Source organism: Achromobacter sp. GQ309 (genome assembly GCF_059759315.1).
Window position 1 is genome coordinate 927,925 of the sequence record NZ_JCAXDP010000001.1, and the last position, 13,060, is coordinate 940,984.

The 13,060-nt window shown below is 68.1% G+C and carries 10 protein-coding genes; 5 read left to right on the top strand and 5 right to left on the bottom strand.

Features of this window, described 5'->3' with window-relative positions:
• Nucleotides 1-18 precede the first annotated feature (18 nt).
• The 4 genes from AC6CIE_RS04320 to AC6CIE_RS04335 are packed head-to-tail and all read right to left on the bottom strand — an operon-like array spanning nucleotide 19 to nucleotide 5,530.
• Nucleotides 19-702, bottom strand: coding sequence for a DUF2894 domain-containing protein (locus AC6CIE_RS04320; RefSeq protein ID WP_498091309.1), 684 nt, complete (start codon nucleotides 700-702; stop codon nucleotides 19-21).
• Entirely contained in the window at nucleotides 692-1,342 is a 651-nt protein-coding gene (locus AC6CIE_RS04325; RefSeq protein ID WP_175121251.1) for an OmpA family protein, read from the bottom strand. The genes AC6CIE_RS04320 and AC6CIE_RS04325 overlap by 11 nt, the downstream gene beginning before the upstream one ends.
• A complete protein-coding gene (locus AC6CIE_RS04330; protein ID WP_498091311.1) occupies nucleotides 1,339-4,635 on the bottom strand; it encodes a DUF802 domain-containing protein in 3,297 nt (1,098 codons plus the stop codon). Before AC6CIE_RS04330 ends, AC6CIE_RS04325 begins: the two co-directional genes overlap by 4 nt.
• A 10-nt stretch (nucleotides 4,636-4,645) precedes the next feature.
• The gene (locus AC6CIE_RS04335; protein ID WP_498091312.1) at nucleotides 4,646-5,530 is read right to left on the bottom strand and encodes a DUF3348 domain-containing protein; all 885 of its coding nucleotides are present in this window, start codon (nucleotides 5,528-5,530) and stop codon (nucleotides 4,646-4,648) included.
• A 188-nt stretch (nucleotides 5,531-5,718) separates the two neighbouring features.
• Here AC6CIE_RS04335 and AC6CIE_RS04340 point away from each other — a divergent pair, with 188 nt between their 5' ends.
• The 4 genes from AC6CIE_RS04340 (at nucleotide 5,719) to fhuE (ending at nucleotide 10,587) form a co-directional block, all read left to right on the top strand.
• Nucleotides 5,719-6,306, top strand: a complete 588-nt coding sequence (locus AC6CIE_RS04340) for a M23 family metallopeptidase (RefSeq protein ID WP_239212643.1) — start codon at nucleotides 5,719-5,721, stop codon at nucleotides 6,304-6,306.
• A gap of 76 nt (nucleotides 6,307-6,382) precedes the next feature.
• Nucleotides 6,383-7,612 (top strand): helix-turn-helix domain-containing protein, encoded by a 1,230-nt coding sequence (locus AC6CIE_RS04345; protein ID WP_498091314.1) that lies wholly within the window; start codon nucleotides 6,383-6,385, stop codon nucleotides 7,610-7,612.
• A 31-nt stretch (nucleotides 7,613-7,643) separates the two neighbouring features.
• Nucleotides 7,644-8,288: a Vgb family protein gene (locus AC6CIE_RS04350; RefSeq protein WP_498091316.1), complete on the top strand. Its 645-nt coding sequence runs from the start codon at nucleotides 7,644-7,646 to the stop codon at nucleotides 8,286-8,288.
• 103 nt (nucleotides 8,289-8,391) lie between these two features.
• Nucleotides 8,392-10,587 carry a ferric-rhodotorulic acid/ferric-coprogen receptor FhuE gene (gene fhuE, locus AC6CIE_RS04355; protein WP_498091318.1) on the top strand — a complete coding sequence of 732 codons (2,196 nt, stop codon included), beginning with the start codon at nucleotides 8,392-8,394 and terminating at the stop codon, nucleotides 10,585-10,587.
• 69 nt (nucleotides 10,588-10,656) lie between these two features.
• On the opposite strand, the gene AC6CIE_RS04360 is transcribed toward fhuE, so the two are convergent.
• On the bottom strand, nucleotides 10,657-11,586 hold the full coding sequence (locus AC6CIE_RS04360) for a LysR family transcriptional regulator (protein WP_175136284.1): 930 nt from the start codon (nucleotides 11,584-11,586) through the stop codon (nucleotides 10,657-10,659).
• 120 nt (nucleotides 11,587-11,706) lie between these two features.
• Here AC6CIE_RS04360 and dsdA point away from each other — a divergent pair, with 120 nt between their 5' ends.
• Complete coding sequence (dsdA, locus tag AC6CIE_RS04365) at nucleotides 11,707-13,056, top strand: D-serine ammonia-lyase (RefSeq protein WP_498091320.1); 1,350 nt, start codon at nucleotides 11,707-11,709, stop codon at nucleotides 13,054-13,056.
• Nucleotides 13,057-13,060 lie beyond the last annotated feature (4 nt).

The window sequence follows — 13,060 nt, forward strand, 5'->3', positions numbered from 1 at the left end:
CCGCGTGCAAATCGGCCCTCAGGCTTCTTTGCTTTCCTTGCTTTCCTTGCGCGGCTTGGCGCGCGTGTACTTTTTGGCGGCGCCGGTGCGCGGTGCATCCTTCGGTGCCGGCGCGGCCGCGGCGGTCATCTGTTCCATCCACATCAGCGCGTCGGTGTACGACAGGAACTGCTGGAGGTAACCGGGCGACATTTCGCGCATCAGGGTCAGCGCGCGGTGCACGAGCTGGTTCGAGTTGAGCGGGCCGGCGTTCTTGTGGACCCGTTCCTGCGATTGGCGGACCTGGCGGTCGGCGCTGAAGCGGGACCAGAGCGCGCGGAATTCATCGAGCAGCGGCAGCTCGGGGTAGGCGGCGCGCAGGCCTAGCGGGTCGCGGGAATCGTCGGAGCCAAGATAGGCGATCAACTCGGCCAGCGGTCCACCCCACACGGCGTCTTGCGAGGCCTCTGCATCAGCCTCAGCGCCTGCATCCGCAGCCGCATCCTCCGCGCCGATCAACTCCCCCTCATACGCCGCGATCAGACCCGCAAGCCGCTCGTCCAGCCGCTGACGCACCGCGCCGTCGTACGCGGCCGCGCGGCGGTCCAGCGCGTCGATCAGGTGAAAGCGCAGCGGGTTGAGGCGATCCGCGCCGCTGGCGCGCCAGGCGTCCAGCACCGCACGTGCATTCAGGCTCTCAGCGCGGCTGCCGTCACTGTTCACCGGGCTTACCCGCTTCGTTGGACGGCTTGGGGATGGGCGTGATTTCCACGCGGCGGTTCTTGGCGCGGCCTTCCTCGTCGGCGTTCGACGCCACGGGTTGCTCGGCGCCAAACGCCGCGGCAAACACGGTTGACGACGGCACGCCTTCGTCGATCAGGGCGCGCGTCACCGTGAGCGCGCGCTGGGCGGAAAGGTCCCAGTTGTCCGCGAAGCGGCGGTTGCCTTCGCGCACCTGCTGGTCGTCGGTAAACCCGCTGACCATCAGGATTTCGTTGTGGGTCTTCAGGTAGGCGGACAGCGGCTCGATCAGGCTTTTCAGGATCTCGCGGCCCTCGGGCTGGAGCTGGTCGGAGTTCAGCGCGAACAGCACGCTGCCGCTGATGCCGATGCGGCCGTTGATGAGCGTCACGCGGCCGGCGGCCAGGGGGCCCGCCAGCGCCTGCTCCAGGGTTTCACGGCGATGGGTTTCTTCCTGGCGCTGCTTGACCTCTTCTTCCAGCTGCGTCGACAGCTGCAACTGCACCGCGACGACGCTGACCAGGATGAGGACGAAGGCGCCCAGCAGCACGGACATCAGGTCGCCGAAGACGGCCCAGGCGGGCGCCGTTGCCTCCACGCCGCCGTCGATATCCTCGCTCATGCCGTTTCCGCTCCGGCGGTGGCGCGCTGGGCGGCCAACTGCTGCAGGTTCTCGATGATCTGCTTCTGCGACATCAGGCTCAGGTCGACGACCTCACGGGCCTGCGCCACGTAGTAGGAAAGCTGCTCGTCGCCGCGCGCGATGGACTTGTCCAGCGCGGCTTCGATGCGTTGCAGATGCGCCGTAAGCTTGTCGTTCGATTCGCCGAAGGCCTGCACGGCCGCGCCAAAGGATTCGCCCAGGCTGGCGACTTCGACGGCGCTGCTGGTGACCAGCGACGCCACGTCGGACAGCTTGCCGGTTTCGGATTCGACCTGCGCGGTGAACTGCGCGCCCACGCGTTCCAGCATGTCGGCCGACGAGGCGACCAGCCCGTCCACGGCGGTGCGCTGCTCGGCGGCGGTGTGGTTGACGGCGTCCAGCAGCGTGCTCAGCGTTTCGAGCAGGCGGTTGCGCTCCTGCAGCATGTCGTTGTCGCGCACCATGCTGTCAGACAGCTTCTGGCGCAGCTCGCCGATGACCTCGGCGGCGGCGCGGGGCGCTTCAGAAGCCGCTTGAACCAGACGGCCGATCTCGGCGATGGTTTCACTGGCGTGGGCCTGCGTCTGGGCAGTGATGTCCTGCGCGGTCAGGCTCAGGGTGTCGCAGATTTCTTGCTGCAAACCGGCGGCCTGTGCGCCGGCCTGCTGCCATTCGGTGCGCAGGGCGTCGGCCATGGCCGCCAGCTTGCCGGTCCAGGCGGTAAGGCGCTCCTCGTCGTTGGCCGCCAGCGCCGTTTGCAGGGCAGTGTGCGATTGTTCCAGCGTCTGAAGCAGCTCGGCGGCTTGCGTGCCGAAGGCGGCGGACGCGGTTTCCAACGCCTGGCGATTGTCGCGGGCGAGTTGTTGGCCGGTTTCTTCCTGGCGGGCCTGCGCATCGGTCCAGGCCTGCGTGACGCCGCCGGCTGCCGTTTCCAGGCGCGTCGACACGCTTTCCAGCAGGGCGGCCTGCTGCTGCGTCTGGGCAGTGATGTCGCGGGCGGTCTGAGCGAGCGCGTCGCTGATTTCGAGCTGGCGCAGGGCGGCTTGCGTGCCGGCCTGTTCCCATTCCTCGCCCAGCTTGGCGGCCATTGCCGTCAGCGAACCGATCCAGGCGGCCAGACGTTCCTCGTCGCGCGAGGCCAGCGCGGTTTGCAGGTCGGCGTGCGATTGATCCAGCGTGCGCAGCAACGCGTCGGCATGCTGGCCAAAGGTGGCCGCGGCGGTTTCCAGCGCGCGCTGGTTGTCGGCGGCCAGTTGTTTGCCCAGGTCTTCCTGCCGCGTTTGCGCGTCGCGCCAGGCTTGCGTGACGCTGCCTGCCGCGGTTTCCAGGCGTGAGGACACGTCCTGCAGCAAGCGGACCTGCGCCTCGGTCTGGCCGGTGATGCCGCGCGCGGTCTCGGCCAGTGCGTCGTTGATTTCCTGCTGACGGGCCACGGTGTTCGCGCCGGCCTGTTCCCATTGCTGGCCCAGCTTGGCGGTCATGGCGCCGAGCGTATTGCTCCAGACGGCAAGGCGGTCTTCGTCGCGGGCGGCCAAGGCGGCCTGAAGTTTGGTGTGCGATTGGTCCAGCGTGCGCAGCAGCGAGGCGGCGTGCTGTTCGAAGGCCGCCGTGGCGGCTTCGAGCGCCGCCTGGTTGCCCGCGGCCAGCTTGCCGCTGGATTCTTCCTGGCGGGCGAGGGCGCGGGTCCATTGGTCCGACACGCCGATGGCGGCGGCTTCCATGCGGGCCGACACGCCTTCCATCAGCGCAGCTTGCGCCGCGGCCTGCTCGGCCACGTCGCGCACGGTCTGCGCCAAGGTGTTGTTGATTTCCTGCTGGCGGGCGGCGGCTTGCGCGCCAGACTGCTCCCATTCCTGGCGCAGCGTGGCGCCCATCGCGCCCAGCGTTTCGGTCCAGGCGGCCAGACGCTGCTGATCGCGCGAGGCCAGATCCGTTTGCAGCGCGGCGTGCGAGGCATTCAGGGTGCGCAGCAGCGATGCGGAATGCTGTTCGAAGCTGGCGGCCGCGGCGGTGAGCGCCTGCAGGTTGTCGCCCGCCAGCTTCTCGCCGGCTTGCTGCTGGCGCGACAGCGCGTCGGTCCAGGCTTGCGACATGTTGCCGGACGACGCTTCCAGGCGCGCCGACACGCTGTCCAGCAGGTTGGCTGAGCGTTGCTCGAAGGTCTGGGCGAAGCGGTCGAGCGAGGCGCGCAGGTCTTCGGCCATGGCCTCGCTGGCGCGCTGCTGGCCGGCCACTGCCTGGCTCCAGATGCCGGCAACGTCGCTCGTCGCGGCTTGCAGGCCGGCGGTCAGGCCTTCCAGTTGCTGGCGCACGGCCTGCGAGACCGTGTCCTGCAGCGTGGCGGTTTCGCGCGACAGGCTGTCCATGGTGGCTTGCACGACGGGCTGCAGCGCTTCGCCGGCGGAGCGCGCGCTTTGCGCCACGCTGTCCTTCATGGACTGTTCCATCACGGATGCGAGGCGGGCGTAGGCGGCTTCGGCCTTGCCCTGGAAGGCGGTCTGGCTGGCGATCTGCCGTTCGTTCAGCGCCTGATTCTGCTGTTCCATGCTCTTCATCATGGATTCCAGCTGGCCGACGATGGCGGGCATCGCTTCCGCCTGACGTTGCATCACTTCAGCCTGGCGCTGGAGCAGCTTGAAGGATTCTTCGCGCTGGTAGCTTTGCGAATACACACGCAGCGTGGTCGCGGCCTGGGTGTCCAGGAGTTGCGCCGCGTGGACGCGGTCGCGGCGGCACAGTGCCGCCAGGAGGCCCAGCATGGCGGACGCGGCGACGCCAGCGATCGAGGTGCCGAACGCAAAGCCCAGGCCCTTGACGGGTGCGGCCAGCGACGCGCGGATCGCGGCCAGATCGGTGGAGCTTTCAAGCGCAAGGCCGGTGCCGCGCAGCGTGACGACCATGCCGAGGAAGGTGCCGAGCATGCCCAGCAGAACCAGCAGGCCGACGAGGTAGGGCGCCAGCGTCGGGCCGGGCAGGCCCACGCGCTCACCTTCGATACGCAGGCGCGCTGCGTTGCGCAGGCCGGCCGGCACTTTGTCCAGCCAGGCGCCCAGGCTGCCGGGCGCTTCCTTGATGTCCGTCACGGCGCGTGACAGGGCAGTCGTTGCCTGCTGGTAGCGCAGCAGCTCGAGCGCGCCGGCCAGGTAACAGACGCCGATCAGCAGCGTCACGGCCAGCGCCAGCGGGTTCGTTCCCGCGTATCCGGCGCCGATCCAGCCCACAACGGCCAGTCCGGCCAGGAAAACCACGATATTGATCAGAGTCTTGGACATAGTGTCCTAATTAGCTGGTGCGAAGGGCGGCAAGCAACCCTTCGACCGGTTGTAAACGAACATCCAATTCGGCCAGCAGCACGGCGCGCATGTCGGCGCGGAACGTGTCCAGCCAGGCGCCCGCGGTAATTGCCGGGACGGGCGCCGCCGCGTTGGCCGGCGCGGCGTCAAGGGCTGCGACCGCTGCATCGCCGTCGGCTCTTGCATTGCCGTCCGCCTCCGCAGCGGTATCAGCCGGCGCGTCGGCGTCAGCCAAGTCCTGCGCCTCGGCAGCAGCCTGGGCTTCTGCGGCAGCCAGCGCCGCTTCCTCGGCCTTGCGCAGCCGGTCAAAGTGCGTCTGCAGCAGCTTCGGAATCGCGCCGAGCAGGGCCCGCTCCTTGGGCAGCAGCGCGCGGTCCATGATCGCGTCCACCACGGCCAGGCGCGTCCATTCGCCATTGCGCGCCGCGACCATCCCGCGCAGGCGGCTGCGCAGATTGCCAATGCTGGTCTCCATCGTGTGCTGCAACGACAGATACCGCTGGCGAAAACTCGAGTAATCGAACTCATCCTCGGCCAGGACGGCAGCCAGTTTCTTGGCTGGCGCCGGTACCGGGGCAATCCGCTTGGCGGCCGTGGCCGCCGTGTCACTGGCGATGGCGTCCGCCAGGGTGGTGCGCACGCGCACGCATTCGCGTTCTTCGGCGCTGCTGAACAGGCGGGCGCCGGGCGCAATGACCGGCGGGCTTGTATTCAGGGCCGCCGACAGGGCGATCGCGTCCGTCCAGCCAAGCCATTGGCTCAGATGGTCGGATAGCGACTGCCTGGACTGCTGGACTTCCGCGTCCGTCAGGCGAGTCAGCAAGCGAATGAGCGTCGGGCCGCTTAAACCTGTGCGCTGGGGGGCTTGCAACATACCACCAGAGTCAAAAAGGAGGGAGTTTACACGCTGCGACGGGCCGAGAGGGCCTGTACAGGCGGTCCGGGCGGCCGTCCGGGTCACAAAACGGGGCCGCATCACGGACGCTGCGTCCAAGGCGCTGCAATACTGTGTCGCCGCCCAGCGAGCAGGAACCCTGGGCCCGCATGGCCGTCGAACGTTCCATGGATGCCCGCACCCCCTGGCGATTTGCCCGACGACTTCTCATCCTCGCCGCGTTGGCCGCCCTGGCGGTCTGGGCCTGGCCGCGTCTGCCGGAGGCGGCGCGCGCGCCCTGGCACATGGCGCGGCTGTCCTGGCAGGACGCGCCCGTGTCGCTGCCCGTGCCGGTGCAGGGCGTGGCGCCCCGGCGGCTGGCCGATACCTGGGGCGCAGCGCGGGCGGGCGGGCGCACGCACCAGGGCATCGATATTTTTGCCAAGCGCGGCACGCCGGTGGTGTCGGCGACCGAAGGCGTGGTCACGCGCATCGGCGAAAACACGCTGGGCGGGCAGGTCGTCTGGGTGATGGGACCGGGCCGGCAGATGCACTATTACGCGCACCTGGACGGTTACGCGGATATCCGCCGGGGCCAACTCGTTGCCCCGGGCGACGTGCTGGGCTTTGTGGGCAATACCGGCAACGCCAAAGGCACGCCGCCGCATCTGCATTACGGCATCTATGCAGGGGGCGGCGCGCTCAACCCGTATCCGCTGTTGACCGCGCCCAGCGCACCGCAAGGTTCGTCTCTGCCCGTATCGTCCGCGCAATAGCCCTGCAAGCAGCCCGCTGCGCGGTGTAGATTGGTGCCCGGGCCAGAACAACGGGGCAGGCAGTGCCGCACTTTCCATGGACTTTCTGATTGAAACGGCGGCGCGCGCGTTGGCCGCAGGCGACCCGCTAGGCGCGTTGAATCAGGTGGCGCTGCGCAGCGACGCACCCGCGCTGGCCTTGCGCGGCATTGCCTTCGCGCAGCTGGGCGATCTGCCCCGCGCCAGGACGCTGCTGCGTAGCGCCGCCCGTGGGTTTGGTCCGCGGCAAGCGGTGGCGCGGGCCCGCTGCGTGGTTGCCGAGGCCGAGATCGCGCTGGCGTCGCGAGACCTGAGGCACCCGGACAAGGCGCTGGACACGGCGCGTGCCACGCTGCTGGCGCACGGCGACGTGGTCAACGCGGCGCATGCCGGTCATCTGACGGCGCGCCGCCAGTTGCTGCTGGGACGGCTGGAAGACGCGGAGCACACCCTCGCGCAGGTGGATGCCGGCTCACTGCCTTGGGCGTCGCGGGCCATCCAGGACCTGATCGTCGCGGGCATCGCACTACGCCGCCAGCAGGCGGCCGCCGCTCGCGCAGCGCTGGCGCGCGCGGAACAGTGCGCCGAGCGGGCTGGAATTGCGGCGCTGATGGCGGAAGTGGCCCACGCGGTGCAGGCATTGGACGCGCCCGCCGCCCGGCGCATCGGACGTGACGGCGAAAGCACCTTGTCGCTGGACGAGGTCGAGGCCTTGCTGGCGTCCGGCACGCTGGTCGTGGATGCCTGCCGGTTCGCCGTGCGAGGTGGGCAAACGGCTGTCGCGCTGGCCGGCCGTCCCGTGCTGTTTGCGCTGGTGCGGGCATTGGCGCACGCCTGGCCCGAGGATGTGACGCGCGACGCGCTGATCGCCCAGGCGTTTCGCACGCGCTACTTTGACGAGACGCATCGTGCGCGTCTGCGCGTCGAGATGGGCCGCCTGCGCACCGCGATCCGCCCGTTGGCCGGTGTCCACGCCACTCGGCACGGCTATGCGCTTGCGCCTGCGGGCGCTTGCGACGTTACGGTGCTGGCGCCGGCCGGCGAAGAAGCGGATCCGGAGCAGGGGGCGCTTCTGGCTTTTCTGGCTGATGGCGAAGGCTGGTCGAGTTCGGCGCTGGCGCTGGTGCTCGGATCGAGCCAGCGCACCGTGCAGCGCGCGCTTGACGCCCTGGCCGAGGCCGGCAGGGTGCAGGCCTTCGGCCAGGGGCGCGCGCGGCGCTGGATGCTGCCGCCGGTGCCTGGATTCACGACAAGCTTGTTACTCCCGGCGATTCTGCCCGCCCAGTAGCATGGAAGCACCCCTCTAAAAGGAAGCCACCATGAAACGATCACAAGCCGAAATCCTCCATGAATATGGCCCGTTCCCGGGCGTCGAGGCCGTCCATGGGCTGACCTATGACGGCAAGCAGGTGTGGTTCGCCACGGGCGACAGCCTCGTTGCCCTGGACCCGGCCACCGGACAGACGTCGCGCTCGCTCGACATCACCGCGAATGCGGGCACGGCCTTTGACGGCACGCACCTCTATCAGATCGCCGATGGCCGGATCCAGAAGGTCGATCTGCAAAGCGGCAAGGTGCTGTCCACCATCCCGGCGCCCGGCGGCGAGGGCGTGTCTGGCCTGGCCTGGGCGGAAGGCAGCCTGTGGGTCGGCGCCTATCGCGACCGCAAGATCCACCAGGTCGACCCCGAAACCGGCAACGTGCTGCGCACCATCGACTCCAACCGCTACGTGACAGGCGTCACATGGGTGGATGGCGAGCTGTGGCACGGCACGTGGGAAGCCGAAGAAAGCGAATTGCGGCGGCTTGAACCACGCACCGGCGAAGTGCTGGAGGCCGTCGAAATGCCCGCGGGCATTGGCGTATCGGGGCTGGAATCCGACGGTGGCGCCCGCTTCTATTGCGGCGGGGGCGAGAGCGGCAAGGTGCGCGCGGTGCAGCGGCCGGGCAAGACCCGGGATTGACGCAAAGCATGGGAAAAAACAACAGTAGATGGAGATGAGAAGGATTTGCATTTAAACTTCCTGCCGATTTGTCACCCTTTTGACCCACTCGGTAGGAAGCCCAATGCAAGCAGAAAGACGCGCCCGACGCGGCCACATCGTTCACCCACGTTTCATGCTGCGCCGCACGTCGGCGGCGGTTTTTCTGGCGTTGGCCTCGGGGGCCGTTGCCGCGCAGGACGCCAACGTGTCGACGCTGCCTTCGGTGCAAGTGGTGGGCGAGAACGCCAATCCGAACACCACCGAGGGGACGGGGTCCTACACGCCGCGCGCCACGGCGGCCAGCACCGGGTTGTCGCTGTCGCTGCGTGAGACGCCGCAGTCGGTCACCGTGATGACGCGCCAGCGCATGGATGACGAAGACATGCGGTCGCTGGCGGACGTCATGGGCAGCACGCCGGGCATTTCGGTGCAGAACTTCGACAGCGAGCGCTACACGTTCAATTCGCGCGGCTTCAGCATCACCAACTACATGTACGACGGCGTGCCCACGGCATTCGACGTGGGCTACGCGGCGGGCGAGTCGTCCGTCGACCCCATCATCTATGACCGGGTGGAGGTCGTGCGCGGCGCAACCGGCCTGATGACGGGCGCGGGCAATCCGTCGGCCTCCATCAACCTGGTGCGCAAGCACGCCGACAGCCGTGAGTTCAAGGCGGACCTGAGCGCGGGCGTGGGCAACTGGGACACCTATCGCGTGACAGCCGACCTGTCCACGCCGCTCAATGCCGAAGGCACCGTGCGCGGCCGCATTGTGTCCGCCTACCAGGACAACCATTCGTTCCTGGACTACTACCAGAACAAGAAGAAGGTCTTCTACGGCGTGGTGGACGCCGACCTGACCTCGCGCACGACGCTCAGCGTGGGCTACAACTACCAGGACAACGAGCCGCAGGGCAGCAGTTGGGGCGGCTTTCCGCTCTGGTACGCCGACGGCGGCCGCACCGACTGGCGCCGGTCGCTGAATACCGGCGCGCGGTGGACCTCGTGGGGCAGCACGACGCAGGGCGCGTTTGCCAGCCTGGAGCATCGCTTCGACAACGATTGGCGCGTTCAGGCCGTGGGCTCGTATTCCAAGAACGAAATGGACGGCAAGCTGCTGTATCTGTACGGCTGGCCGGACCGCGAAACCGGGCTGGGCATGGGCGCGTCGCCCGCCTGGTATCTGGGCGACCGCAAACAGAATGCGCTGGACCTGAAGGCCAACGGTCCGTTCACGCTGTTTGGCCGCCGCCACGAAGCCGTGGTCGGCGCCAGCTTCAACCGGCAGAAGGGCGATTTCAACTACCGGTCCGCCATCGATGCGGCCGACGTCGGCAACTTCCTGAACTGGAACGGCTCGTATCCCGAACCGGACTGGAACGATTCCATCATCGCCAACCGCTACACCACCACCCAGACCGGCTGGTACGGCGCGTTGCGCCTGAACCTGGCCGATCCGCTCAAGCTCATCGTGGGCGGGCGCTACAGCACGTGGAAGACGAACTCGATAGGCTTTGGCGGAGAAGGCCGCACCGAGTTCGACAAGGACGCCTTCACGCCGTACGCCGGCCTGCTGTACGACATCAACGACACCTACACCGCTTACGTCAGCTACACCGGCATCTTCAATCCGCAGACCTACCAGGACCGCAACGGCAACTGGTTGGATCCGCTGGAAGGCAAGTCGTACGAGGCCGGCATCAAAGGGGAGTGGCTGGAGGGCCGTCTGAACGCCAGCGCCGCGATCTTCCAGATCGACCAGGACAACGTGGCGCAGGTCGACCCGGGCCAGATAGTGCCGGGCACGACCAATCAGGCCTACACGGCCGCGCAAGGCACGCGCAGCCGCGGCTTCGACCTGGAAATGTCGGGTGAAGTGACGCCGGGCTGGAACGTGGCGGCCGGATGGTCGCATTGGACGGCCAGCGACGGCGAGGGCAACGCGATCCAGACCGACCAGCCGCGCAGCCTGGTGCGCGTCTTCACGACGTATCAGTTGCCGGGCGACTGGAACCGCCTCACGATCGGCGGCGGCGTGAACTGGCAAAGCCATGTCTACACCATCGCCAGCGGCCCGAACGGCGACGAACGCGTCAGCCAGGGCAGCTACGCCATCACCAACCTGATGGCGCGCTACCGCTTCAACCGCAGCCTGTCGGCGCAGTTGAACGTGAACAACGTGTTCGACCGCAAGTACTACAGCCAGATCGGCTTCTACAGCCAGGGCGCGTGGGCCGCGGGACGCAGCGCGATGCTGACGATGCGCTACCAGTATTGATCGCGGGCGTTATGCGGGCCGCCTTGCACGGCCCGGCATTACTGGGGCCCGGCATTACCCGGCCCGGTCTCAAGCCGGCCCGACCGGTCCGGAGGCTGCCCGTGCGGCCTCCGCGATGCTGGCGATGAACGCCTTGGCGGCCTCGGGCATGATGCGTCCGGCCAGCGTCTGCACCTCGAAGTGACGTTCGTTCATTTCGCGGTCGCGTAGCGGCACGGCGACGATCTTTCCCCATTGCAGGCGGTTGCGGATGGCCAGTTCACCACAAAAGGCGACGCCGCCGCCCGCGCTGGCAAAGCCGACCAGCGCGTCGATGCTGCGGCTGGTGAACGCCGCCTCGCAATGCAGTTGCTGGCGGCTGCAACTGATGTCGATCAGCTGGCGCAACGTGGAATCGGGGCTGGGCAGGGCCAGGGGATAGGCGATCAGCTGCGCCAGCGACATCTCGCGCCGGTCGGCCAGCGGATGGTCTGCCGCCAGGATCGCGCGCACCGGCGCCGGCACGCGCGCTTCCACGCGGATGTCGCGCTGCGACGTGAGGCTGAGGGTGATACCGATATCCGCCGAGCCGTCCCGGATGCGCTGGGGGATCTCCTGCTGCGAGCAGACGTCCAGCGAAAACCGGATTCCCGCGTAGTGCTGCCGGAAAGCCGCGATGGCCGCCGGCACGAACTCCGACGCATAGCCCTCGGTGCTGACGATGCGCACATGGCCCTGCCGCAGGCCGCGCAGCGCCAGGATGTCGCCCGCTACCCGTTCCACGTCCTGCTGCATGCGCTTGGCGTGCGCGGCCAGGAGTTCGCCGGCGGCGTTCGGGACCATCCCGCGCGCGCGGCGCTCGAACAGCAAGGTGCCGAGTTCCCGTTCGATGCGGGCGATCTGGCGGCTGACGGCCGAGGGGGCCACATCCAGGCGCCCCGCGGCTTCACTGACCGAGCCGGTGCGCACGACTTCCAGGAAATAGCGCAGGGAAATCTCCTGCAGGACGCGGGGGTTCATGGTCAACTCCAAGGTTTGCGGAAAACGCAAAGAAGAATTCTAACCATTGATATTGCTGCAAAGCGCTGGCCGCCTCTAGGATGTGGGCATTATTTGCGCTTCCCATTCGCTACCACAGCCATGTTTCAATCCGACGCTCCTTCCCAATCCCCCGTTCTGGATTCCCTGCGGCAGGCCAAGCCGGTGCTGTGGACAGGCCCGGACATGCCGGCGCCCGCAAGCGGACCGGGTGCGCATTTCCTGATGGATCAGGTGCTGTCGGCGCAGGAACGCTTTACGCGATTCGCGCCGCTGCTCGCCGAGCTGTTTCCGGAGTTGGCCGAGACGGGCGGCGTGATCGAGTCGCCGCTGCTCCCTGCCGCGGCCATGCAGGTAGCGATCGGCCTGCCGCCGGACGCCGGCCGGTTGTGGATCAAGGCGGACCACGCATTGCCGGTGGCCGGCTCCATCAAGGCGCGCGGCGGCATTCACGAAGTGCTGGAATTTGCCGAATCGCTGGCGCTGCGCGAAGGGTTGCTGCTGCCGGGCGATGATTACCGCAAGCTGGCCGGTCCGGGAGCTCGCGCCGTGTTCGGCCGGTATCAGGTCGCCGTGGGTTCCACGGGCAACCTGGGCCTGTCCATCGGCGTGATTGCATCGGCGCTGGGGTTCCGGTCGGCCGTGCACATGTCTGCCGATGCCAAGGAATGGAAGAAGGCGCGTCTGCGGGCGCGCGGCGTCGAGGTCGTGGAGCACGCGGGCGACTACGAAAAGGCCGTGGCCGCGGGCCGGGCGCAGGTCGAAGCCGATCCTTTTGGCTATTTCGTGGACGACGAGCGGTCGGCGTCCCTGTTCATGGGCTACGCCGCCGCCGCGCTGCACCTGCGCGTCCAATTGATCGAAGCGGGCGTGCAGGTCGACGCCGAGCATCCCCTGTTTGTCTACCTGCCTTGCGGCGTGGGCGGGGCGCCGGGCGGGATCGCCTTCGGCCTGACCCAGCTGTACGGCCCGCACGTGCATTGCTTCTTCGCCGAGCCGGTGCAGTCGCCGAGTTTCCTGGTGCGAATGATGGCCGGCCAAGGCGAGCTGCCGGGTGCGCCCGCGTCCGCGTCGGTGTACGACGTCGGCCTGACCAACGTGACCGAGGCCGACGGCCTGGCGGTTCCGACGGCGTCCGAGCTGGCGTACGCGGCGGTCGGCGCGCAACTGCGCGGTGTCTACACCGTTGAAGACGACACGCTTTACGCCGACCTGGCGCGCCTGAAGGACAGCGAAGGCCTGCGCATCGAGCCGTCCGCGGCCGCAGGTTTCAGCGGTCCGCGCCATCTGTGCGGCACCGACGCCGGCCGCGCATGGCTGCGCGCGCACGCCCTTGCCGCGCATCTGCCGCGCGCGACGCACCTGGCCTGGACCACCGGCGGGCTGTTCGTGCCTGACGAAGAATATGACCGATTCCTGAGCCGCGGGCGTTCGCTCGCGGCCGGCAACTAGGCGC